General features: G+C 63.0%; 21 protein-coding genes and 3 tRNA genes. 3 read left to right on the top strand and 21 right to left on the bottom strand.

Translation table 11 applies throughout. The features are described from left to right. The 11 genes from ACMV18_RS03760 to trpE all read right to left on the bottom strand — a co-directional run. The coding region (locus ACMV18_RS03760) for a GTP-binding protein (RefSeq protein ID WP_420816732.1) at positions 1-162 on the bottom strand (162 nt) is incomplete at its 3' end. A gap of 54 nt (positions 163-216) precedes the next feature. Next, positions 217-291: transfer RNA gene (locus ACMV18_RS03755), tRNA-Thr, on the bottom strand. Positions 292-404: 113 nt separating this feature from the next. Further along, positions 405-478 (bottom strand) — tRNA-Gly (locus tag ACMV18_RS03750). 29 nt (positions 479-507) lie between these two features. Next, positions 508-593 (bottom strand) — tRNA-Tyr (locus ACMV18_RS03745). A gap of 109 nt (positions 594-702) precedes the next feature. Next, positions 703-1,923, bottom strand: a complete 1,221-nt coding sequence (locus ACMV18_RS03740; protein ID WP_420816731.1) for a glycosyltransferase — start codon at positions 1,921-1,923, stop codon at positions 703-705. A gap of 87 nt (positions 1,924-2,010) precedes the next feature. Next, a complete protein-coding gene (locus tag ACMV18_RS03735; RefSeq protein ID WP_420816730.1) occupies positions 2,011-2,793 on the bottom strand; it encodes a uracil-DNA glycosylase in 783 nt (260 codons plus the stop codon). Between the two features lie 13 nt (positions 2,794-2,806). Next, the gene (gene trpC / locus ACMV18_RS03730) at positions 2,807-3,607 is read right to left on the bottom strand and encodes an indole-3-glycerol phosphate synthase TrpC (RefSeq protein ID WP_420816729.1); all 801 of its coding nucleotides are present in this window, start codon (positions 3,605-3,607) and stop codon (positions 2,807-2,809) included. Positions 3,608-3,626: 19 nt separating this feature from the next. Continuing rightward, positions 3,627-4,673 carry an anthranilate phosphoribosyltransferase gene (gene trpD / locus ACMV18_RS03725; protein ID WP_420816728.1) on the bottom strand — a complete coding sequence of 349 codons (1,047 nt, stop codon included), beginning with the start codon at positions 4,671-4,673 and terminating at the stop codon, positions 3,627-3,629. An 11-nt stretch (positions 4,674-4,684) separates the two neighbouring features. After that, a complete protein-coding gene (locus ACMV18_RS03720; RefSeq protein ID WP_374258371.1) occupies positions 4,685-5,269 on the bottom strand; it encodes an anthranilate synthase component II in 585 nt (194 codons plus the stop codon). Positions 5,270-5,497: 228 nt separating this feature from the next. Next, complete coding sequence (locus ACMV18_RS03715; protein WP_420816727.1) at positions 5,498-7,798, bottom strand: putative bifunctional diguanylate cyclase/phosphodiesterase; 2,301 nt, start codon at positions 7,796-7,798, stop codon at positions 5,498-5,500. Positions 7,799-7,888: 90 nt separating this feature from the next. Further along, positions 7,889-9,367, bottom strand: a complete 1,479-nt coding sequence (trpE, locus tag ACMV18_RS03710; RefSeq protein WP_420816726.1) for an anthranilate synthase component I — start codon at positions 9,365-9,367, stop codon at positions 7,889-7,891. Positions 9,368-9,744: 377 nt separating this feature from the next. On the opposite strand from trpE, the gene ACMV18_RS03705 reads away from it, so the two are divergent. Next, positions 9,745-10,320, top strand: a complete 576-nt coding sequence (locus ACMV18_RS03705; protein ID WP_374258366.1) for a chalcone isomerase family protein — start codon at positions 9,745-9,747, stop codon at positions 10,318-10,320. Here ACMV18_RS03705 and ACMV18_RS03700 read toward each other — a convergent pair. The 9 genes from ACMV18_RS03700 to ACMV18_RS03660 form a co-directional block, all read right to left on the bottom strand. Then, complete coding sequence (locus tag ACMV18_RS03700) at positions 10,304-11,026, bottom strand: HAD-IA family hydrolase (RefSeq protein WP_420816725.1); 723 nt, start codon at positions 11,024-11,026, stop codon at positions 10,304-10,306. The genes ACMV18_RS03705 and ACMV18_RS03700 overlap by 17 nt on opposite strands. Before the next feature lie 50 nt (positions 11,027-11,076). Then, the gene (locus tag ACMV18_RS03695; protein ID WP_420816724.1) at positions 11,077-12,297 is read right to left on the bottom strand and encodes a voltage-gated chloride channel family protein; all 1,221 of its coding nucleotides are present in this window, start codon (positions 12,295-12,297) and stop codon (positions 11,077-11,079) included. 45 nt (positions 12,298-12,342) lie between these two features. Beyond that, entirely contained in the window at positions 12,343-13,968 is a 1,626-nt protein-coding gene (locus ACMV18_RS03690; RefSeq protein ID WP_420816723.1) for a diguanylate cyclase, read from the bottom strand. Between the two features lie 6 nt (positions 13,969-13,974). After that, entirely contained in the window at positions 13,975-14,421 is a 447-nt protein-coding gene (locus tag ACMV18_RS03685; RefSeq protein WP_420816722.1) for a hypothetical protein, read from the bottom strand. Further along, entirely contained in the window at positions 14,421-15,692 is a 1,272-nt protein-coding gene (locus ACMV18_RS03680; protein ID WP_420816721.1) for a hypothetical protein, read from the bottom strand. Before ACMV18_RS03680 ends, ACMV18_RS03685 begins: the two co-directional genes overlap by 1 nt. 73 nt (positions 15,693-15,765) lie before the next feature. Continuing rightward, complete coding sequence (locus tag ACMV18_RS03675; RefSeq protein WP_420816720.1) at positions 15,766-17,700, bottom strand: GspE/PulE family protein; 1,935 nt, start codon at positions 17,698-17,700, stop codon at positions 15,766-15,768. 85 nt (positions 17,701-17,785) lie between these two features. Further along, positions 17,786-18,808, bottom strand: a complete 1,023-nt coding sequence (locus ACMV18_RS03670) for a CapA family protein (protein WP_420816719.1) — start codon at positions 18,806-18,808, stop codon at positions 17,786-17,788. Then, positions 18,805-19,224 (bottom strand): hypothetical protein, encoded by a 420-nt coding sequence (locus ACMV18_RS03665; RefSeq protein WP_420816718.1) that lies wholly within the window; start codon positions 19,222-19,224, stop codon positions 18,805-18,807. Before ACMV18_RS03665 ends, ACMV18_RS03670 begins: the two co-directional genes overlap by 4 nt. A gap of 102 nt (positions 19,225-19,326) precedes the next feature. Beyond that, positions 19,327-20,904: a flavin-containing monooxygenase gene (locus ACMV18_RS03660; RefSeq protein WP_420816717.1), complete on the bottom strand. Its 1,578-nt coding sequence runs from the start codon at positions 20,902-20,904 to the stop codon at positions 19,327-19,329. Between the two features lie 135 nt (positions 20,905-21,039). On the opposite strand from ACMV18_RS03660, the gene ACMV18_RS03655 reads away from it, so the two are divergent. Beyond that, a complete protein-coding gene (locus ACMV18_RS03655) occupies positions 21,040-22,041 on the top strand; it encodes an AraC family transcriptional regulator (protein WP_420816716.1) in 1,002 nt (333 codons plus the stop codon). Between the two features lie 83 nt (positions 22,042-22,124). Continuing rightward, complete coding sequence (gene trpB, locus ACMV18_RS03650; RefSeq protein ID WP_374258348.1) at positions 22,125-23,333, top strand: tryptophan synthase subunit beta; 1,209 nt, start codon at positions 22,125-22,127, stop codon at positions 23,331-23,333. An 80-nt stretch (positions 23,334-23,413) separates the two neighbouring features. On the opposite strand, the gene upp is transcribed toward trpB, so the two are convergent. Beyond that, the gene (gene upp, locus ACMV18_RS03645) at positions 23,414-24,049 is read right to left on the bottom strand and encodes a uracil phosphoribosyltransferase (RefSeq protein WP_420816715.1); all 636 of its coding nucleotides are present in this window, start codon (positions 24,047-24,049) and stop codon (positions 23,414-23,416) included. Positions 24,050-24,156: the final 107 nt, after the last annotated feature.

Below are 24,156 nucleotides of genomic sequence, written 5' to 3'. Positions count from 1 at the left end.
AGGAGCAGCGTCGATCTGGTCGTAAGCCTTGGCGGAACCGCCGAACTTCTTGGCCAGAACGGTCGTGATCGCAGCCGTCAGAGTGGTCTTGCCGTGGTCAACGTGACCGATGGTACCGACGTTCACGTGCGGCTTGGTCCGCTCGAACTTCTCTTTTGCCATTTTTCTCGCTCCTAGCGAATCGGGACTGGGCTGAAGGAAAGGGATGAGGAGGTGTGGTGCCCATGGGCAGGATCGAACTGCCGACCTCTCCCTTACCAAGGGAGTGCTCTACCACTGAGCCACATGGGCATCGACACAGGTTTAGGCTTGAACAAACTCAAACCTGTGCCGACTGACACTGCAACCTCCGCATCTGCGAAGACCGCTACTTTACCACGCCTAAATTGACAGAACCGTGACCTTGGAGCGGGAGACGGGAATCGAACCCGCGTCATTAGCTTGGAAGGCTAAGGTTCTACCATTGAACTACTCCCGCTCGGGAGCGATTCCAGAATTAGGTTTCCCTGGTGGAGGAGGCTGGATTCGAACCAGCGTAGGCGTAAGCCAACAGATTTACAGTCTGCCCCCTTTAGCCACTCGGGCACCCCTCCAGGGAAGACCAAGACTTTAACATCGTTTTCTCGATCTTGGCAAGCGATGTGTCATTTTTGATGATGACGCTTTTCAGCAACGTGTTGCAATCACCACGAAAAATGCCGCTCAGGCCTCGCGCGCGGCAACCGGTGCGCGGCCGCGCACTTGCTGGAAATACGCCAGATGCTTCAACGCCTGGCGAGACCAGTGGCGATCTTGAAGCACGGCTTGCGCCTGGGCAAACCATTGATCGAGTGGACTGTCTTCCCCTGCCAAACGCGTCAGCACCTGAGCCAGGGCATCGGGGTCGTTGTCCTGATAGCTGACGCCGTTTCCGGCCTCCACGGATTCGGCCAGCCCTGCCTGATCCAGGACGATCATGGGGCGGGAGTTGGCCAAAGCCAACTGCACGGCATCCTGATGCCGCACCAGCGCTTCTGCATGCGCGACTTGCGCGTGCGTCCCCACGGACGCGCCCGGCAACACCATCACATGGTGCTCGGCCATCAGAGGCGTCACATCGCGAGGATCGGGGTCCACCACCCACTGGATCTGCTCTTCCAGGCCGCGCTTGGCGGCGGCGTGGCGAACGGCGAGCAAGGGATCATCCAAGCCGGACTGCATCAGCCCGGAGGGGGTCATCCCGACAAACGTCATGCGAAGGCGATCCACCACGGGGGGACTGGCATCCCGGGCGCGCTGCCACGCCTGCAGCACCAATTCCAGCGACTTGGCACGCTGCCCGACGCCCGCCACGCACAGCACCTTGATCAGGTTGCCCGGCGGGGACGGACGGAAACCCGCCGCAGACAAGCCCGGGGCGATAACGTTGACACGCTCAGGCGGCACCTTGAGTCGCTTGATCACGCGCTCGGCGGCGCACTTCGTGTGCACCACGAAGCCCTCGATGCGACGGGCCAGACGGCGCTCGGCCAACAATGTCAAAGGTGACGCGAGCCAGCACGCGAACGATCGCAGCGGGGCAGGCAACCACGACCATTGAGACAGGGCCAACCACGGCTGATGCAGTGGCCGCCACGCCAGTTTGTCGGGCTCGTGGAGGGTCACGGAGAGCGCGGGGCGATCGGCCAGGCGAGACAGTGCCGCCAGCACCCAAAACTCACTTTGACTGCCAGGGGTGAGTTCGGCATGCACCACGTCGATCCGACGCCAGTCACGCTCGGCCACCCAAGCGCGGGCCGCAGCCAGACTGGTGATGGGGCGCTGACCCGTTAACGGGGTCAACACATCGATTTCCACCTGGTTGAGCGCACGCTTGTACTGCGCGGCGTAAGCAGCCAGCGCAGAAGAGTCGGGAGGCAAGGGCGACAACAGCGCCAAACGCATGCAAGAAACCTTTCAGAAAACCATGAGGCAGGCGCCTGATTTTCCACGATGTGCGCAAGTGGAACGTGGCTCGCTGCGCTTACCCGACTAGGTCAGGGACCAGTCCAGATCGTGACCATGCGTGCGCCAGAAGTCCTGCGCCAGCCCAAAGTGCCCGCATCCAATGAAGGGGACCGGCCCGCGCGTTGCGGAGAGCGGCGAAGGATGATTGCTCTCCAGAATCACGAGCGTCGACGACGGTGCACCGCTGCGCGCACGCGCAGCCTCGATCAACGCGCGCTTTTTTTGCGCATGCGCCCCCCAGAGCATGAAGACGACCGGGGTGTCACGCTCGGCGACGGATGCGATCAGGCGATCGGTCAGGTGCTCCCAGCCCCAGCCGGCATGGCTCGCCGCCTGCGCGGCCTCTACCGTCAACACCGTGTTGAGAAGCAGGACCCCTCGATTCGCCCATTGCTGCAAGCAACCATGATCGGGTGAAGGCAGGCCCAAATCGCGCTGCAATTCTTTGCGGATGTTGCGCAGGCTGGGCGGAATGGGCACGCCAGGCTGCACGGAAAACGCCAAGCCGTGCGCCTGGCCGGGGCCATGGTAGGGGTCTTGCCCCAGGATCACGACGCGCACATCGGCACGGTGCGTGGCGCGCAAGGCGGCAAAGACGTCCGCGGGGTATACCACGCCCCCTTCGCGCACACGCTGGTCGACACGCTGAATCAACGCGAGGCCCTCGGGGCTGGCGCGAAACGCATCGGTCTGTGGCCGCCAGTCAGCGGGCACGTCGTCAAACAGGGCATGCAGGGTCTCAGACAAGCCCTGGTTGCGGGCCGCCTCTGCGTCAAAGAGTCCCGCTTGGCTGGTGCCGCGCCCCACCTGCTGTCTCCGATCAGGCAAACAGTGTGGCCAGCGCCACGCCGGGGTCGGGCTGACGCATGAAGGCTTCCCCAACGAGGAAGGCATGCACGTCGGCCGCACGCATGCGGGCCACATCGGCCGCGCCCAGAATGCCAGACTCGGTGACCAAAATGCGGTCGGACGGCACCTTGGGCAGGAGCCCGATCGTCGTGTCGAGGGTGACCTCAAAGGTGCGCAGGTTGCGGTTGTTGATGCCCACCAAGGGCGTCTTCAAGCGCAGTGCACGATCCAGTTCTGCGCCGTCATGGACCTCGACCAGCACGGCCATGCCCAATTCGTGCGCCAGGGCTTCCAGATCGCGCATCTGCGCATCGTCCAGACAGGCGGCAATCAGCAAGATGCAGTCGGCCCCCATCGCGCGCGCTTCGTAGACCTGGTAGGCGTCCACCATGAAGTCCTTGCGCAGGACCGGCAAGGCGCATGCGGCCCGGGCCTGCTGGAGGAACAAGGGCTCGCCCTGGAAGAACTGACGATCGGTCAGGACGCTCAGGCAAGCCGCACCATGTGCGGCATACGTGGCCGCGATCTCTGCGGGACGGAAATCCTCACGCAACACGCCCTTGCTGGGGCTGGCCTTCTTGACCTCGGCAATGACCGCCGCCTGGCCCGCAGCGATCTTGCTGCGCACCGCGCCGACGAAGTCACGCACATCGGCCAGGTCGCGGTTGCGCGCTTCAGCCTGAGCGCGAATGTCAGCCAAAGAAACCGAGGCGAGCGCAGCAGCCACTTCCTGGTGTTTGACGGCGACGATTTTTTGAAGAATGTCAGACATGGTGTGTTCGGTAGCGGGCTCAGCCCAGCGTGATCGTGGGGAACGACTGTGTGGTTTCAACAAAGCGCGCCAGTGCCTGCGCCGCACGTCCGCTCGCCAGGGCCTCGCGTGCACGCGCCACGCCATCGGCCAGGCTGTCCGCCACATTGGCGGCATAGATGGCCGCACCAGCGTTGAGCAGGACGATGTCACGTGCCGGACCCTCTTGGTTTTGCAGCACCGCGCGCATGATGGCCATGGAGTCCTCACGATTGCCGGCCTTGAGTGCCGTGCCATCGTGTTCCGCCATGCCGAATTGAGACGGATGAATGACGTATTCGCGTACCGTCCCGTCTTTGAGTTCGGCCACCAAGGTTTCGCCGCTCAGGGTGATTTCGTCCAAGCCATCGCGGCCATGCACCACCAAGACATGCTCCGAGCCCAGGCGCTGGAGCACACGCGCCATGATGCCCACCAGGTCAGCATGGAAGACGCCCATCAGCTGATTGGGTGCGCCAGCCGGGTTGGTCAGGGGGCCGAGGATGTTGAACAGCGTGCGCACGCCAAGCTCTTTGCGGATGGGCGCAGCGTGCTTCATTGCCCCGTGGAAGTTGGGGGCGAACATGAAGCCCACACCTGACTCATCCAGACAACGCGCCACTTGGTCGCCGGTCAGGTTGATGTTGGCGCCCAGGGCTTCGAGGGCATCGGCACTGCCGGTGGACGACGACACGCTGCGGCCACCGTGCTTGGCAATGCGAGCGCCTGCGGCCGCCGCCACAAACATGGCGGTGGTGGAGATGTTGAACGTGTGCGCGCCATCGCCACCCGTGCCACACAAGTCGACCAGATGCGCCCGGTCTGCCACCACCACCGGGGTAGCGAATTCGCGCATCACTTGGGCCGCAGCAGAGATCTCTCCGACGGTTTCCTTTTTGACACGCAAGCCGGTGATGAGCGCGGCCATGACGACAGGCGACATCTCGCCACGCATGATGCGGCGCATCAAGCCCAGCATTTCGTCGTGGAAGATTTCGCGATGCTCGATGACGCGCTGCAGGGCCTGCTGATCGGTGATCTGGCTCATCGGACGATCCTTTACATCTTCAGGAAGTTGGCCAGCATGGCATGGCCGTGTTCGCTCAGGATGGATTCGGGGTGAAATTGCACGCCTTCGAGCGGGGCAAAGTTCGGATCCGTCTGAGGGCCGGTGTGACGCACGCCCATGATCTCGCCGTCATCGGTCCACGAGGTGACTTCCAGGCACGCGGGCAGCGTGGCCCGCTCAATGGCCAGCGAGTGGTAACGGATCACGGTGAACTGCTTGGGCAGGCCCGCGTACACGCCCTTCTGGTCGGTGGTGATCACGCTGGTCTTGCCGTGCATTTGCTCTTTGGCACGGATGACCTTGCCCCCCATGGCGGCACCGATGCTCTGGTGCCCCAGACAGACGCCCAGGATGGGCAACTGACCCGCAAAGCGGCGCAGTGCCGGGACACAGACGCCGGCCTCGTCGGGGGAGCAGGGGCCGGGCGAAAGCACGAGTCGATCGGCTTTGAAGGCGGCGATCTCGTCGAGGGTGACTTCGTCATTGCGAACGACCTTGACCTCTTCCCCCAGTTCGCAGAAGTACTGCACCAGGTTGAAGGTGAAACTGTCGTAGTTATCGATCATGAGCAGCATGGGCACTATCCTGTATCGGGATGTGATTCATGGAATGGGCTTGCACCATCCCTCTGTTTGTCCCCCTCGGAGGACCCTGTGTGAGGCGCAAAGTGCGGTGGGGAGCCGCGGGCGCAGGGTCAAGCAGTTGTGGCTGGCGTCACCGCCACCAACGTGCATTCAGTCGAAAGAGGTCCGAGGGTTGCTGCATGCGAGTCATTCTACATGGACACACCGGCCATCGCGGGGTCAGTAGCGCTCACCCAGCCAGCGTGTGGCTTCATCCACTTCAAGGGGCTTGGCGAAGAGGTAGCCCTGAAGGGCGTCGCATCCGGCCTGCAGGGCGGCACGCGCATGATCCTCTGTCTCCACGCCTTCTGCCACCACCTTGAGTTGCAGCACGGCGGCCAGATCGCAAATGGCCTTGACCACCGCGATGGCATCCACATGGGGCATGGGGTCGATGAGGCTGCGGTCGATCTTGACGGTACGCAGCGGCAAGCTGCGCAGCATGTTGAGCGAAGAGAACCCCGTGCCGAAGTCATCCAGCGCCACGTCAATCCCGTATTGGCGCAGTTGGGTGATTTGCTCGCAGGCCTGGTCCATGTGGGCGACCGCGGCCGTTTCGGTGATCTCCAGGCTCAGGCACTGCGGTGGAATGTCGAATTCCTTGAGGGTCTTCATGACCATGACCGGGAATTGCACATCCAGCAATTGCAGCGGTGACACGTTGACGGCGACTGGCACGGCGTTGAAGCCCTGCACGCGCCAGTTGGCAATTTGTCGGCAGGCCTGCGTGATGATGAGTTCACCCAGCGGGACGATCAAGCCATTGCGCTCGGCCGCAGGAATGAAGTCCATGGGGCTGATGCGCCCGATGCCGGGTCGGTCCCAGCGAACCAGGGCTTCAAAACCCAGCAAGGCGCCGGTGTTGGCTGCGACCTTGGGCTGGTACATCAACGTGAACTCTTCGTGGTGCAAGCCCGCACGCAGGGCCTGCTCGGCACGGAACGACGATGCCAGATGTTGGGTCTGCTGCTCGGAAGCCCAACTGACCGAGGTGCCCGGCAGGCGTTTGGCCGCGTGCATGGCCGCATTGGCAGCCTGCAGCAGCGGCTCCGGCGACGAGGCGGCCTGGGGGTACACCGCCACGCCCATGGAGACATCGAGGAAGAACTCGTGCGCGGTCAAGCGCAACGGCTCGGCCAACAACTGCTTGACCGCATCGGTCAGGCGACGAGCATCGTTTTCGGCATCCGGACCGCGCAACAGCAGGGCAAATTCGTCTTCACCCAGGCGCATGACCTCGACGGTGTCCTCCAGACCTCGCTGCAAACGGGTGGCAAGCGACTGCAAGACTTCGTCACCCACCGTGTGACCGTGGGCGTCGTTGAAAAATTTGAAGCGGTCAACGTCCAGCAGCACGAGGGCGAGGCTGGTGGTACGCGAGTCGGCGATGCCCTCTCTCAGACGTTGCAGCAGGGCGCTGCGATTGGGCAGCCCGGTCAACTCATCGTGGGTGGCTTGCCAGAGCAGGGCGCGCGCGGACTCGTGCTGCGCGGTTTCGTCAGACATGACGATTTGGATGGCGGGCTGACCATCCCATTCGACAGGCCAGGCTTTGAAACGGAGATAAAGCGGCTGACCGTCGAGTGCGCGACGCTCGCCCTCCCACTCCGCCTGAGCCAGAGATCCATTGCGCAACTGCGTCAGCAACTTGCGCACGTACACCCGCTCAGCGTACGTCGAGGTGCGGTCCAGCCAGGCTTCGGACAGCGGCGCAGGCGCATCCACCACCTTGTCGACACGGTACGCACTCATGAAGGCCGGGTTGCTGTACACGCATTGCTGATCGATGATGACCGCCACCCCCTGGTGCGCGCGCTCAGTCAACAAGAAGAAGCGGTCACGCATGCGGCGCACCCCGTCTGCGGTGCGGTTGATGGCGGCGTACATCAACGCCAGCGCCAGCATGAGTCGCAACACGGTGGCGAACACCGTTTGCAGCATGGCCCCCTGGTCGGTGGGCTGCAGCACAAAGTTGAACTGGTTCAACCCGGCCAGAATCAATAGACCGGCCGTGATGCGTTCTCCGACGCCCATGCGCCACAGCCAGTTGGCCAGCATCAGGCTGATGGCGATGTTGATGGAGGCCGAAACGCCCTGCATCAGCCCCATGTCATGGGAGATCACCACGACGTGCGTGATCGTCAGGGTCACCGTCATGGCAACCAGAATGGGGCGGGCCACCTGCCGTCGTGACAACGAACCGATGCCGGCCACCATCAAGGTCAAACACAGGGACGGGACAATCGACAGACCGAAGACCCCCACACCATGCACCAGCGGGTTGGTGCTGTGCGTCGCCAAATAGGCGACCGGGTAGCCCGTCCAGATGAGATGCGAGAGCCCCAACTGCGCCGTGAACGACTGCGAGCGGTCCTGACGCCACACCATCAGCAAAGCTGCGCCCGTGATCAGGGTCACAGCCATGTAGATTGCGAAGGTGTACTGCACGATGGAAAACGCTCGACTCAGCGAATGGGACAAGCCCTGTAACTTATCGCAATCTCACGTCATGTTTCGGGGGGGAGATTCCCTCCCCCCCTCATTTTCAGACGTCATTCGCGGCAATCTGCCTCACAAACCTTGCTCGACCATCTCGGCGGCACGGATCACCGCACGCGCCTTGGCCTCGGTTTCTTTCCATTCCAGCTCGGGCACCGAGTCGGCCACGACACCTGCCCCCGCAGCCACGTACAAGGTCTGGTTCTTGACCACACCGGTACGGATGGCAATCGCCACGTCCATGTCGCCAGCAAAGCTGAGGTAGCCCACCGCCCCGCCGTAGACCCCGCGCTGCACGGGCTCCAGTTCGTCAATGATTTCCATCGCGCGGATCTTGGGTGCACCGCTCAGCGTGCCAGCAGGGAAGCTGGCGCGCAGCACGTCCAGCCCGGTCATGCCGTCTTTGAGGATGCCCTCGACGTTGCTGACAATGTGCATGACGTGCGAGTAACGCTCGATGCCAAAGGCCTCGGTGACCTTGACCGTGCCGGTTTTGGCGATGCGGCCGATGTCGTTGCGGGCCAAGTCAATGAGCATGACGTGCTCGGCACGCTCCTTGGGGTCGGCCAGCAGTTCTTTTTCGTTGGCCAGGTCCAGGTCGGGCGTGGCGCCGCGGGGACGGGTGCCCGCGATCGGGCGGATGGTGACCGTCTGGCTACCGTCCTTGTTGTGCTCCTGGCGCACCAGGATTTCAGGGCTGGAGCCCACGACATGGTGATCGCCCATGTCGTAGTAGTACATGTAGGGGCTGGGGTTCAGCGAACGCAGTGCGCGGTACAGCGTGAGCGGCGACGCGGTGAAGCGCTTTTGCAAACGCTGGCCGATGACGACCTGCATGCAGTCACCAGCCGCGATGTATTCCTTGCACTTGCGCACGGCCGCTTCGTAGTCGTCTTTGGCGAAATGGCGCTCGACGGGGAAGGATTCGGTCGGCGTCACCGGCGGGACGGGCACCACGGTGTGCAGGCGTGCTTGCAGCTCGGCCAGACGGGCTTGCGCCTTGGCGTATGCACCAGGCTGCGAGGGGTCGGCGTAGACGATCAGGAAGAGGCGGTCAGCCAGGTTGTCGATGACCGCCAGTTCTTCACACTGCAGCAGCAGGATGTCGGGCGTGCCGATGCCAGGCGTGTCAGGGCGCTGCGCCAGACGGGGCTCGATCAGCCGCACCGTGTCGTACCCGAAGTAGCCCGCCAAGCCGCCACAAAAGCGCGGCAGGCCCTGGGGCACCGCCACCTTGAAACGCTGCTGGTAGGCCGCGATGAAGTCGAGCGGGTTGCCAGCAAAGGTTTCCACCACCTGGCCGTCGGTCACCACTTCGACGTGATGCCCCGTGGCGCGCACCAGGGTGCGCGCGGGCAGGCCCACAAAGGAGTAGCGACCAAAGCGCTCCCCACCCACGACGGACTCCAGCAGGAAACTCAGCGGATTGCCCTGCGTGAGTTTGAGGTAGAGCGACAGCGGGGTGTCGAGGTCAGCCAAAGCCTGGGCGACCAGGGGAATGCGGTTATGGCCTTCGGCGGCCAAGGCGTTGAATTCGTTTTCAGTCAGCATGGATGTGATCTCGATCTAAGGTTTCCCGCACGGCGAACCAGGGGAAACAGGCAAACAAACAGCGATGACCGGCCCCGATATGGGCGGCTCCACTCAGCAGGTCGTGACGCAGCGACGCCAGGGCCAGGCTCCCCGGTCGTGCGGACCTTTGGTTTGTTTGCGAGAGATGAACATGAAATCAGTGTAGCAGGCACCAATGTGAGGGGAGAAATGACGTGCAAACCGGCATGGACAGGGCAAACCCGTTTGGCGCCCACCCTCACAGACGCAACAATCGCACACCTTTATCGTTGAACGATTGATGAATGACTGGAATGCAGCACACTGGAACAAGATGGACGTGTGCCCCTTGGCACGGCCTTGGGCTGGCTGTGCTCATGCTGGCGAGCACGGGGCAGGCCTGGTCGCAATCGGCCGAGATGTTCGGGGTCACCTACGAGCCGACGATCACCGTCGACAGTCGCCCCCTGCACCTCAACGGCACCGGCGTGGCCTTTCGGGCACTGGCCAAGCTCTATACCGTGGGCCTGTATGTCCCCAACAAGAGCCAACAGGCGAGCACCGTGCTGGGCATGGCAGGCCCCAAGCAACTGCGCTTCGTGATGTTGCAGGGCATGCGGGTCGATGAGCTGGGCAAGGCGATCACCAACGGCATTGAAGCCAACAGTTCACGTGAGCAGTTCTTCCGACTGATCCCGGCCATTCGCGCCATGGGTGAGCAGTTTGGCCGGATGCCTCGCCTGGCGCCTCACGATGTGGTGACGCTGGACGATGCCCCCCAACGCGGCACAGTGATCGCCGTCAATGGTCAGGCCATGGGCGCCCCGATCAAGGACCCGGCCTTTTTCCCGGCCGTGCTGCGGGTCTGGCTGGGTGACAAGCCCAACACCATGGATCTGAAAAACGCCTTGCTCGACAGCAAGGCGCAGCCTGTGCTCAGCGCACTGGAGTGAACAGCGCCCCCCAAGGAGCCTGGTCCAGCCGATCCACATGGGTCAGCGCCGGCACCGCGTCAATCGGATGGCCGTGGTTGTAGCCGTAGCGCACCAACAGGATGCCGCAACCGGCGGCCGTGGCGGCTTGGGCATCGTTGCTGGAGTCCCCCACCATCACCGTGTGCGACGGTGAGACGCCCAGGGCCTCACACGTTTTGAGCAAAGGCAGTGGGTCGGGCTTTTTGCGCTCGAACGCATCCCCGCCAAACACATGGCGGAAATGCTCACGCAGCCCTTTAACCGACAACAGTTGTTCGGCAAAGGCCGTTGGCTTGTTCGTCAGGCACGCGAGCGGAACCCCCATGGCGCAGAGTTGCGCCAGGCCCTCTCGAACACCCGGATAGACCTCGGCATGCTGGCCATTGAGGCGAACGTAATGGCCCTGGTAGTGATGCCAGGCTTCGGGCACGGCATCGAGCACCTCGCGGTCATCATCTGGCAGGCCCCAGGCATGCGCGATGGTGCGGCGCAGCAGGTCTTCGGTGCCCTTGCCCACGGTCAACTCGACAAAAGCGCGGTCCACGCGCGCGATCTCCACCGGGTGACAGCCGAGGTCGGCCAGGGTGTGGTGCAAGACCACGACAAAGTCGCCCAAGGTGTCCACCATGGTGCCGTCAAGGTCGATGATGGCGGCTTGGAATGGGTTCGGAAAGTCTGAATGCATGGTGTTGTTCACAGTGCCGAATCACACGACCCCACAAATGGGGACGGTTATCACGGCAACAAGCGGTGCTTGCGGCGCTCGACACGCTGCGCCTTGTAAATGCCGGCATGGCCGGATGCCAGGTAGCTGAGCACACAGGCCAGCGCTGCCGTGACTGCCACGTCGGCACCAAACAGTTCCACCGCCAGCAGGGTACAGGCCAAGGGGGTGTTGGCCGCCCCGGCAAAAACAGCCACCATGCCCAAAGCCGCCATCCAGGCCAAGGGCTGGTGCAGCCAGGGCGCCAAGGCGTTGCCAAACGTGGCCCCGATGTAAAACAGCGGCGTGACCTCACCGCCTTTGAAGCCGGTGCCCAAGGCGCCGACCGTGAACGCCGCCTTGGCCAACCAGTCCCAGCCCGGCAAAGGCTGCACAAAGGCTTCGCTCAGGCCCGCCAGGCTCAAGCCAGCGTACCGGTGCGCATCCAGGCCCCAGGTCAGCAGCGCCAGCACGGTGCCACCAACCAAGGGGCGCCAGGGGGCCCAGCTGAACTGGCGCGTCATGAACGCAGACAAAGCGTGGGCGCTGGCGGCAAAGCCTCGCCCAACCCAGCCGGCACCAATGCCCACCAGGGCGACGGCCAGCAGGCAACCGGCAGACCAAGCGGGCACCGAATCGACCAGATAGTGCTCGTGCTGAATGCCCCAGGCCCGACAGACCTGATCGGCCAGCACCGCAGACAGCAGGCACGGCCACAGCGCGTCGTATTTCAAGCGCCCGATGGCCAGCACTTCGAGCGCGAAGACAGCACCGGCCAGAGGCGTGCCAAACACCGACGCAAAGCCCGCGCTGATGCCCGTCATCAACAAAAGGCTGCGGTCATCGGCACGCAAGCGGGCCAGGTGCGTCAGCTGATCGGCCAAGGCCCCCCCCATCTGGACGGCCGTGCCCTCGCGGCCCACCGAGGCGCCAAACAAGTGAGACAAGACCGTGCTGAGCAAGATCAGGGGGGCCATGCGCAGCGGCACCACTTGCTGGGGGTCGTGGATCTCATCGATGAGCAGGTTGTTGCCCCGCTCCACCGAGCGCCCCAGACGCCAATACACCCAGCCCACGGCCATCCCCATCAAGGGCAAGCCTGCCAGCAGCCAGGGATGGGCCTCACGGGTGCGTGTAGCCCAGTCCAGCGCCATCAGGAACACAGCCGATGCCGTGCCTGACAGCAGTGCCACGAGCGAGGCCAGCAACAGCCAGCGTCCGTGTTGACGAAGAAAAACTCGGGGGAATTGCATGGCAAGACAGTATCGCACCCTGCCTGGGCAGGGTTGCGCGCCGTGTCAGCGAATGGCCATGGCGAAGGCGTTCTTGCCGGTGTGTTTGACGGCGTACATGGCCTCGTCGGCAGCCAGCAGCAGTTGTCGGCCGGTCAAGCCGTGCTCCGGTGAGCAAGCCATGCCCACGCTGACCCCCACCGAAACGGTTACCCCGCCGTCCAGTGTGATCGGCGCACACACCGACTCCATCAACTGGTGCGTCAACTGAATCAGCAAGGGGTCGGTGGCCCCCACACCTTTGAGCAGGATGACAAACTCGTCGCCCCCCAGGCGGCCGACCACATCACTGGATCGCCGCAGGGACAGTCGCATACGCTGCGCGCATTGCACCAGCACCTGGTCACCCGCATGGTGGCCGTGCTGATCGTTGATCTGTTTGAAGCCATCCAGATCAAGGAAGAGCACGCTCACGGGCTGGCTGTCGGCGCTGGCCTCAATGAGCAGCCGCTCCAGCATGTCTTCGCTGGCACGCCGGTTGCGCGCGCCGGTCAAGGCATCGTGCTCGGCCAAGTGGCGGGCCTGGGCTTCGGCCGACTTGCGATCGGTGATGTCATACATCACCCCCTCGACGTGGAAATCGTCCTGTGCAATGCGGTTTTGAGGCCATCCCTCGGCATGCTGGACCGAAATCAGGCAGTGCACCCAGCGAGACGCGTCCCCTGGCCCCAGCAACTCGAGGTCGTCGGAGACGGTTCCCCCCAGTCGCAAGGATTGATCGATGAGGTTCAGAACATGGTCGGGGCGCGCAAAGACATCGTGAATGATGTCTGCGGCTTTGAATCGGTTCACGTCGGATGGGTCACCCCCCAGGATCCTGAGTGCGGTGGGGTTGCAGTTGACCAGGCGCCCGTCATGATCCAACACGAAGATCCCTGCGCTGCTGGCATCAAAGATCTGACGGTATTGCGCTTCCATCTTTTCGATTTCGGCGCGCAGGGTGCGCTCGTTGCGCAAAGCGCTGTGGTTGGACGCCAGCAAAACGTTGGCGCTTTCGACCAGGGTCCCGATTTCATCATCGCGGTGCCCACGCGGCACGTGCAACTGCGCCGAGGTACCAGGCGGCAAATTGCGCAACTGATCGGCCAGACGCTGAATGGGGCGGGTCACCACCTTGTAGACCATCACATAGAGCAGCAGGGCCAGCACGGTGGATTGCACGCCCATCATCCAGGCCAGGTTGTTGGCCACTTTGCGGGCCTCGTGGTGGAGGCTGTCCACATCGGCATAGACCTGAACGTCCCCGACGGATTCGTTCTTGTCGAAAGGCGCGGCCAGCTTGCGCGTGGTCATTTGCCCGGCATGGTTGACGACGGCCTCGACAGGCCCCCGGTGACCATATTGCCGGACCAGCAAGGTTCCGCGGGCATCACGCACATCGACACGTGCCACCAGTTCATTGCGGGCCATGCCGTCAATGACATCCTGCAGCAGGACCTTGTCACCTGTGTAGGCGCCAATGGCCAGGGTCTTGTCCACGGCGTCCAGCAAGCCATTGACCTGCTCGGTGCCCTCGTCAAAGGTGCGCTGGTAGGCCGTACGGTATCCCAGCACGGCAGCCATGACCGCGAACAGCATGGCGCCGACCAACATGGCCAACATGATGCGCACCTGCAGTCGTTTGATGGGCACCGCCACTCAGCGTCCTTCCTTGAGGATCAAAATCGTGCGCAGTTGGCGGTCACCTGGGTCTCGCCCGAGGTAGCCAATGGCGCCGGGATGACGATGCAAATACTCCAGCATCGCCTGCTCACTGCTCATGGTTTGAGGCGGCATGGTACGCCCGGTGAACATCAACCGCGCCCAATAACTGTTGATTTGCGCCTGCGTCAACCCGGTGAGGCTTTCATAAAAGGCCGCACGCACCGTGCTGTCACGGGGCAAATCCAAGGTCACCACCGCACTGCCATCAGGATAGACGCGCGTGCGTCCCATGAACAGGTCTGTGGCCTCTTTTTGCGAAATGTTGCCCAAGGGGTTGGCTGCATTCACCAGCACGTGCACATCGGCATGCGCCAAGCCCTGCGAACCCCAAGTCCACAGGATGGCCGCAATTTGCAGGAAGCGAACCAGTTTGCGCATCATCAGAAAACGAAATCCAGTGCCACCGTTCCCACCTGAGGGTGGCCGCCGCGGACGTCACTGCCCGACCACAAGGCCGCGCCATTGTCGTCAACGTCATACCAGTCCCACTGCACCTTCAGCGCAGCCTGGGGATGGAAATCCCACCTCACGCCCAAGGACACGGAACGCTCGCGGGTACGCCCGGAATTGAGCCCATTGGACGCTTCGGCGCCCAAGGCCATTGCAGCCCCTCCGAGCGCCGACCAGTCAGGGCGTTCAGCCGCCTTGTTGTCCGGGCGCACCCAGCCCAAGACGCCATACACCGTGTAGTCGGCCATGCGACGCCCCACAGCCAGGTACGCGGCCTTGGCGTTCAGGCTATACAAATCGCTGAAGATGCGGGCCGCTTCGGCCTGAATCAACCAGGGGCCACGGTCATACACCACGCCCAACTCTGCAAAATGCACCCGGCCGGACAATTTGGCCATGGGGGTCAGCAAGGCGTTGGCCTGCTGCGCCACCTCTGGGCTGCCGACGCTTTCCACGCTTTGCAGGGCCTGCACCACCTGAGTCAGTGACGCCGGGGAGTTCACCTCAATATTGGAGACCGACACCGCGGCACGCACGGTCAGCCCATCTTCTTCTCGGGACAGGACGGCGCTGATGCCGTTGTGCAAGTGAGCCTCAACCGCGGGGGCACCGGGTTGAATGGGTGTCCACGTGTGGGTGTCTCCATATGCCGCTTTCACCCGCCAGCGGGCATCACCGCGAGACCATTCGTAAGCGGCATCCATGCCATCAAAGCCGTACAGGGGCAAGCCACCGTAGAACTCCAGATTGGGTCGCACCCACGGGTACGCAAACCCCACATTGCGCTGATCCGACATCATGAACACGTCCAGTGCCATGCGCCCGGCACGGAGGGTCACCGCATCATTGGGTTGGTAGGCGAGGAAAGCCCATTCGACACTGTCTGACGGTTTGACCTGGGGCAGGCGGTCGCGCGCCAGCACCTGAGCCGTGGCTTGCCACTGTGGCGTGATTTCGTAGTTGGCCTGCACCCCGATCCGGGAATCCGTGCGTAACTGACTGCCACCCTGGTTTTCACGATAGCCCAGATCACGCCGCAGCCCCCAGCCCTCTGGCCCATCGACATGGCTGAGCGCCACCGTCCCAAAGCCGTTGAGTCGCAAACTGGGCAAGCCGGACAAATCGACCGCCTGCCCGAGGGACGGCCACAGACCTGCCGCGACCGCGACAGACAGACTGAGGGGCAGTGTGGATGACTTCATGCCCACATTCTGCGCGCAGCCTGTCCGGTGAAACCAGATATCAGCGTGCAAAATGCCTCCCAAACACCTGAAATCAGGCGTTGCTGGCGGCCATCACTTCGTTGAGGTCGGTTAAACCCTGAAGCACCTTGTCGATGCCGTCTTGCCGCAAGGTCCGCATGCCCCCTTGCAGACTCGTGGTCAGGATGTCAGCGGCCGAAGCGCGGTGGCGAATCTGCTGCCGAATGACATCGTCCACCACCAAGAGCTCGTGGATGCCCATGCGGCCCTTGTAGCCATGGTGGTTGCAGGCTTCGCAACCCGGACCACGGTGGTGCAGGTGGATTCGCCCGTCACCATCGCCATAGCGCCGTCGCCATTCGGCGAGCACCATGTCGCGGCCATTGGCGGTGTTGTCCCGGGCGCTCAGCAGGTAGTCGTGCAGCATGCAGTCCAGTTCGGACTGCGTGGCCACGCCCATCTGCCCACAATGCGGGCAGACTTTGCGCACCAGACGCTGCGCCAGCACCGCGAGCAGGGAGTCCGAAAAGTTGAATGGATCCAGGCCAATTTCCAGCAAACGGGCAATGCTTTCTGCCGCCGAGTTGGTGTGCAAGGTTGAAAAGACCAAGTGGCCCGTCAAGGAGGCCTCGATGGCGATGTTGGCCGTTTCCTGATCACGCATTTCACCGATCATGATGACGTCCGGGTCTGCGCGCAGGAAGGTACGCATGGCCGCAGCAAACGTCCAGCCGATGCGGGCGTTGACCTGTACCTGACACAGCCCGGGCTGGCTGATTTCAATGGGGTCTTCGGCCGTCCAGATCTTGCGGTCGCCCTGATTGAGTTCGCGCAGCACGGAGTGCAGGGTGGTGGTCTTGCCGCACCCGGTGGGGCCACAGATCAAAACCAGTCCGTAGGGCTTGGCGATGATCTCCTTCATGGCGCGCAGGTTGCGCTCATTGAGCCCGATTTGCTCGATGGGCAGCGGCTTGGCGCCGGACAGCAAGCGCAGCACCACATCTTCAATGCCGTGCGTGGTCGGCACGGTCACGATGCGCAGCTCGACGGCATGGTCACCAAAGCGCGAGAAATCGATCTTGCCGTCTTGCGGCTTGCGGCGCTCGGCAATGTCGAGATCGGACATGATCTTGAGCCGCGCAACCAGCGCCGCGCGATACGGCGACGGCAACTCCAGGTAAGGCACCAGCGCCCCGTCAATGCGAAAGCGGATGAACACCTTGCTGTGCGGGGACATGGCCTCGATGTGGATGTCGGACGCATTGCGCTTGATCGCATCCTCGATCATCGTGTTGACGAGGCGCACCAGGGTGCTGCTGGACTCGGTGATGACCTCGCTGGGTCCGTCGCTGGGGCGTGCCACGGGGACTTCGCCTTCCAGCACAGCCGCCAACTCATGCACGTCCGAGCTGCCAGCCTGCTTGAGGCGCCCATCCAGCCCTTCATAGGCGTTCAAGGTGGCCTGCCCAAGCGTGCCAGGCAAGGCCATCACGGGGACCAGGCGCAAGTTGGTCAGGAAACTGAGCTCGTCGGTCACCCCTCGGTGCCAAGGATCGGCCATGGCCACCAGCAAGATGCTGCCCTTGCGCATCAGTGGCAACACCCGCATGCGCTGCGCGGTGTTGATCGGGATGAGCCGCAACGCATCATCCTGGGGTTGAATGGCCAGGCAATCGACCACCGGCATGCCGGCCATGGTGGCCAGCGCGATCTGCAAGTCCGCCTCGACCAAGTCACCGTTGTTGAGCAAGATCTGCCCCAGCGGCTTGTGTGGTCCCTTGGTTTGCTGCGACAAGGCGCGCTCGACCTGCGAGGGCTCACTCAGTCCATGACGGACCAAGGCTTCACCCAGCCGACATTGCGCACCCAATTGATGCTCACTGGTGGCCGCCTGCCAGACTTCGTCCAGCGAACGCAGCACGACACCACCTTGGGTAGATTCCTGCATACCGTCTTGTTTCACGATGAACCCACTGTGACGCTCGTTACGAAGCGTATCTGCTTCCATTGTGCTCATTACAGAACACTTGTGCATGACAAACAGCGCCGAGTGTGGCTTTCACCCGTGACACATGACTGAAATGTGATCCCTCTCAAGGTTGAGGGGCGCCCAGAGGCTGATGCAGGCGCCGCCCGGTGGGGTGCGGCACACCATCGCGGTCCATGCGCACCACGTCGATGTCCCAGCGTTGCACGCCCTGCTGGTTCAACACCACATTGAGCAACCAGCCCGTGCGGTTGGCCACTTCCACATAACCATCAAAGATGAAGTTGCCCAGGCTGTACACGATGGGCTTGCCGCGATAGACCTCGGTGTCCTGCACAACATGGGGGTGGGAGCCGATCACCATGTCCGCACCGGCGTCCACCATGAGCCGCGCCAAGGCCCGCTGGCGCACATCCGCCTCCTGCTCGTGTTCCTGCCCCCAATGCATGAAGGGAATGACGATGTCGGCGCCATGCACAGTGCGCGCACGGCGGATGTCGGCGACCACCTGCTCGTCCTCGCTCCAGGCCACGCCAGCCCAGTCGGGTCCCGCCTCAAAGGTGCGAGGGAAGTACTCGTTGTAGCCCAGCAAGGCAATCTTCACGCCTTTGCACGAGACCACGTAGGGCTCGTGCGCCGCCCGCAGATCTCGCCCGCCACCGAAATAGGGCAAGCCGGCGCGCTCCAGCAGCGACAACATCTCGGCGAACGCACCGCGCCCGAAATCACCGGAGTGGTTGTTGGCCACGGTCACCACGTCCACGTGCCGCTGCAAGACCGGCAGCACCGCAGGGGGCGCGCGAAAGGTGTGCAGCTTGTTGCCCACCGGCTGACCGGTGGTGGCGACGAGACTCTCCAGATTGCCCACGCGCACATCGGCCTGATCCATCAGAGCCGCCACTGCGGCAAAGGGATCCTGCCCCTGACGCAGGACGCGCCCCGGCCCATCGACCAGCATCAAGTCACCCACAAAGGTCAGGTGCACGGCCGGACCGGCCGTGCGTTGACACAGGGGCCGCAGCGGCGCGCTGGCCGGCGCCTGTGCGCCCGCCGCCGTGGCCACCGACAGCGCCAGCCACATCAGGCCACGCAGGCTTTCACGCAGGCCACGCGCATGACGCTCACTCATGGCTGCTCCTTTGGCTGCAAGGCACAGCCATAGACCAACTCTCGGCCCTTGCGAGCGGAGTAAACATGGTTCCATCCGGTGAGCGCGGGCACCTCGGTGCGCACCTCAAAGGGCGGCAAGTGGCGAACGGTCTGGAGGATGACCGGTGCGCCATCGACTTCCAGGTCGTACACCGTCAGTGTGATGTAATCGATGTGTGACGGGGTCCCGGCCACCACGGCCCTGAAGGCGAAGCGCTCGGCCAACTCGGTCAAGGGCACACGGTAGGGGTCGACCGTCGGGCGGGACGACAGGTGCCAGACCTCGCTGGCATACCGCACCGTGCACTGCAAGACCGGGTCCATCCCACCTGCCTGCGACGCCTGCGCCCAAGCCATGCTGCACAGCATGCCCCCAGCCACCCAACGCGACCCCATGCGCTTCATTCCTTCGCCCTCATCCAAACCAAACAGCCCCGACTCATCACGAGCGGGGCTGCGATGATCGACGAAGCGATCAGTCTGCCATCAAAGCCGACCTCAGCGCTGCGCCACGCGGGCCATGGCCTGGGCACCCAGCGCCGCGTTCCCCACGCCGCCGGACTGCGACACGCCTGCCAGACGGCCCGCACACTTGACGAAGCGGTAATCAGCTTCTTTCACCTTGCGGGTCTCCAGCCAGTAGCGCCAGGTGGACTTGGGCCAGATGGCAAAGTTGATGCCCTCGGCGGTCTGGTACCAGCTGCGGCAACCTGACGACCACACCGTGCCCTTCAGCGCCTCGGTGACTTCACCCAGGAAGCGGGTCATGGCTTCGGGCTTGACGTCGATGTAGTCGGCATCCTTGTCCTTGACCAGCTTGATGCAGTTGACGATGTAGTCGGCCTGCGCCTCGATCATGAAGATGATGGAGTTGTGACCCAAGCCCGTGTGCGGCCCCACCAACTGGAACATGTTCGGATAGTTCGATGCCGTGATGCCCAGGTAGGCCGTGGGACTCACCTTCCAGTCTTCCTGGATGGTGTGGCCGTTCAGCCCACGCAGCTCAAATTGCTTCATGTAGATGCGCGGATCCACCACGAAGCCCGTGCCCAGGATCACGCAATCCAGCGCCCGCGCCTTGCCATCCTTCGTGACAATGCCCGTGGGCGTGAACTCGCGGATGTCATCGGTCACCAGCTCCACGTTCTCGCGGTTGAAGGTCGGGAACCACTTGTTGGAAATCAGGATGCGCTTGCAGCCCAGGGTGTAGTCCGGCGTGAGCTTTTTGCGCAGCACCGGGTCCTTGACCTGATAGGCAATGAACTGCTTGAGGAAGAACTCACCCACCCGCGCCAACTTCGGGTTGAAGATGGGCCACACGCGCGACTCGTTGGTCCAGTAGCAGCGCCAGCGGTGCAGGGTGCGGGTCACGGGTAGCGCTTCGAACAACCACTTGCTGAAGGCCGAGTAGCGACGCTCGTCACGCGGAATGACCCACGCCGCCGTGCGCTGGAACACATGCAGTTGCTTGACCTGCGGCGCGATCTCGGGGACGTACTGAATGGCTGAACCACCCGTCCCGATCGACGCCACGCGCTTGCCCGTCAGGTCGTAGTGGTGATCCCATTCGGCCGAGTGCATGACCTTGCCCTGGAACTGATCCAGTCCCTTGATGTTCGGCTTGGCCGGCACGTGCAGAGGCCCCGACGCCAAGATCCAGTGACGGCAGATGTAGGTTTCCCCACCGGCCGTCTTCACCGTCCAGCGGCCCGTGCCATCGTTGAACACGGCGCTCACCACCTCCTGGTTGAAGCGCACCTTGGGCCGCACGTTGTACTGCCTGGTGACATCCAGGATGTACTGCTGGATCTCGTTCCACGGCGCATAGCGCTTGGTCCACTTGGCACTGGTCGCAAACGAATATGAATACATGTGCGACTGCACATCACAGGCTGCCCCGGGGTAGTGGTTGTCGCGCCAGGTGCCCCCCATTTCGTTGCCCTTTTCCAGGATCACGTAATCGGTGATGCCGGCTTCCTGCAGCTTGATGGCCATGCACAAGCCACCGAAGCCGGCGCCAGCGATGGCCACTTCCACGTGACGAACGTGGGTCGAAGGGGTGTGGGAATCTGTCATGCCTTGTCTCCTGTAGTGAGGAGATGGTGCGGTTCAGACTTGATCCAGACCATGCTAGATTCGACCAGAAATTGATCTTTCCGGCCAAAACAGGCGTTTACACGGGTCAACCCTCCCCCTGGAATTGATAGTCCGATGAGCTCACGATCCATCCTTGGCTTGATCTACATGGTGCAAGGCCTGCAGCAAATGGGCGAGGACCCCGAACCGGTTCTCGCGCGCCACGGCCTGAGCCTGAACCGCCTGGATCCCAGCACCCGCATTGACCGCTCCCGCGAGTTGCGCATCTATGCCGATCTGGCCGAAAACGTCAAAGACCCCCTGGTCGGGCTCAAGCTCGGGGGCTTTTACGGGCTGGCCGGGTATGGCCCGCTGGTCATGCTGTTGATGACGTGCAGCACCGCCTACGAAGCCTTTCAGGCGGGCATCCGTTATCAAGGCCTCACCTACCTGTACGGCACGCTGCGCTTCGAACCCGGCGACAAACTGAGTTGCCTGGTGCTGTCGCCCATGGCCATGACCGGGCAGGCCTTCCGGTTTCGCGTGGATGGCGAGGTCTCAGGCACGTACAAGATGGTTCGGGACATGCAGCTGTCACTCGGGGTGGACATCCATGCCGAGCGCATCGACATGCCTTACCCTCGCCCCCCCGAAGCGGCAGACTACGAGGCCTACTTCGGCTGCCCCGTTCGCTTTGGCGACACCGAAGCGCGCTTCTGGCTGCGCAACGAGCACCTGCAACTGCGCCTGCCTTCGGCCGATCCCAACGCCCACGCCATGTACCGCGCCATGTGCGACCAGCAACTGGTGGCCCAGCAGACCAGCAACGACACGCTGGCCGAACGCGTGCTCACGCACCTGGGCCTGTTCAGTGGCAGTTACCCCTCTGCGGAAGAGGTGGCCAAATCCCTGGGCCTGTCGGAGCGCAGCCTGCGCCGCCAGCTCAGCGAAGACGGGCGCAGCTTTCGGGACCTGCTGGCCGAAGCCCGCTATGCCAAGGCTCAACACCTGCTGCGACACACCACACTGTCGGTCGAAGCCATCGCTCAGCAACTGGGCTACGCCGAATCTGCGGCCTTCATCCATGCGTTTCAGCGCTGGTCGGGCATGACACCGTCGGCGTTTCGAGGCCGCTGAACCCGAGCAATCCTGACTGTCATCAAGTGAACCCAGGCGCATCAGCGTCTATGCTTGCCTCTTTGACCCAAACCGTATTGAACATGAGCACATCCTCCCGCTTTGCCCCCATGCCCAATGACGAAGGCTACTTCGGTCCTTACGGTGGCCAGTTGGTGCCCCCGCACCTGAAAAAAGCGATGGACGACATCAACGTCGCCTACGAAGAAATTCGCCAGCGCGACGACTTCCAGCAAGAACTGGCCTCGCTGTTTGCGGACTACGTCGGCCGCCCCAGCCCCATCTTCCACGCTCGCCGTCTGTCGGAGCAACTGGGTGGCGCACAAATCCACCTCAAGCGCGAAGACCTCAACCACACCGGCGCCCACAAGATCAACCACTGCCTGGGCGAAGCCCTGCTGGCCAAGTTCATGGGCAAGAGCAAGGTGATCGCTGAGACCGGTGCCGGCCAACACGGCGTGGCCCTGGCCACCGCCTGCGCCCTGGTGGGCATCCCCTGTGAAATCCACATGGGTCAGGTCGACATCGAAAAAGAGCACCCCAACGTCACCAAGATGAAAATCCTGGGTTGCAAGCTGGTGCCCGTCACCCGCGGTGCCGCCACCTTGAAGGAAGCCGTGGACAGCGCGTTCGAGGAATACCTGAACGACCCCACCAACTACATCTACGCCATTGGCTCGGTCGTGGGCCCGCACCCCTTCCCCAAGATGGTGCGCGACTTCCAATCCATCATCGGCAAGGAAGCCCGCGAACAGTTCCAGGCCAAGCACGGTCGCCTGCCTGACCACGTGGCCGCTTGCGTGGGCGGTGGCTCGAACGCCATGGGCATCTTCACGGCCTTCCTGAACGACGATGCCGTGCACCTGGTGGGCGTGGAGCCCTCGGGCGAAGGCCTGGACAAGCCCGGTCGCCACTCGGCCACCCTGAGCAAGGGCAAGCCTGGCGAGATCCACGGCATGGCTTGCTATGTGCTGGAAAACGAAGACGGCACGCCCTCGGCCGTGCACTCGATCGCCTCGGGTCTGGACTACCCCGGCGTGGGCCCGCAGCACAGCTACCTGAAGGACATCGGCCGCGTGGACTACCAGACCGCCACCGATGAAGAGTGCCTGAACGCCTTCATGACCCTGTCGCGCGTGGAAGGCATCATCCCCGCACTGGAAAGCGCCCACGCCGTGGCTTGGGCCATCCGCGTGGCCCCGACCCTGCCGAAGGATCAGCACATCCTGATCAACCTGTCGGGACGTGGTGACAAGGACGCCGACTACGTGGCGGCCAAGCTGGGTCTGTAACGGCCCCGACGCCTCAGGCGCGCAAACAGGCTGTGCCCTTCACGGGGCGCAGCCTTTTTTGTGGCCAGCCGGACGGCGACTTACTTGGTCCCGAAGATGCGATCCCCCGCGTCTCCCAGGCCCGGCATGATGTAGCCGTGGTCGTTGAGACAGCGGTCCACCGCGGCCGTGTAGATGTCGACATCAGGGTGCTCGGCCTGCATCACGGCGAGCCCCTCGGGCGCTGCCAACAGGCACATGAACTTGATGGAACGCGGCTGCAGCTTCTTGATGCGCGCCACCGCAGCCGACGCAGAATGCCCTGTGGCCAGCATGGGGTCGACCACGATCACGTCGCGCTCGGCCACCTCGGATGGCATCTTGAAGTAGTACTCCACCGGGTGCAGGGTCACCGGATCACGGTACAAGCCAATGTGCCCCACACGGGCGCTGGGCACGACCCGCAGCATCCCGTCCAGCAAGCCGTCGCCCGCACGCAGGATGGACACCAGCACCAGCTTCTTGCCGTCAATCATGTAGCCCGTGGTGGTCTCCAGCGGGGTGTCGATCTCGACCGGCTGCAAGGGCATGTCGCGGGTGACCTCGTAGGCCATCAGGGTGCTCAGCTCATCGAGCAAGCGGCGAAAGCTGTTGGTGCTCGCGTCCTTCTGACGCATCAGCGTGAGCTTGTGCTGAACCAGGGGGTGGGAGATGAGGTGGACGCCCGAGTTCGACACCAAATGCTGTAAGTGGTTGATTTGACTAGGTTGACCTAGTCAGCGTGCCACTACAGGAGGGATAACTGGAGTTCGTTGCTGAGCTTTTTGACCTTCAAGGCGGCCAT

Source organism: Aquabacterium sp. (assembly GCF_048860245.1).
Lineage (GTDB): Bacteria > Pseudomonadota > Gammaproteobacteria > Burkholderiales > Burkholderiaceae_C > Aquabacterium.
The sequence above is the reverse complement of the archived record's forward strand: the minus strand, read 5'-3'. Positions and strand labels throughout refer to the sequence as shown.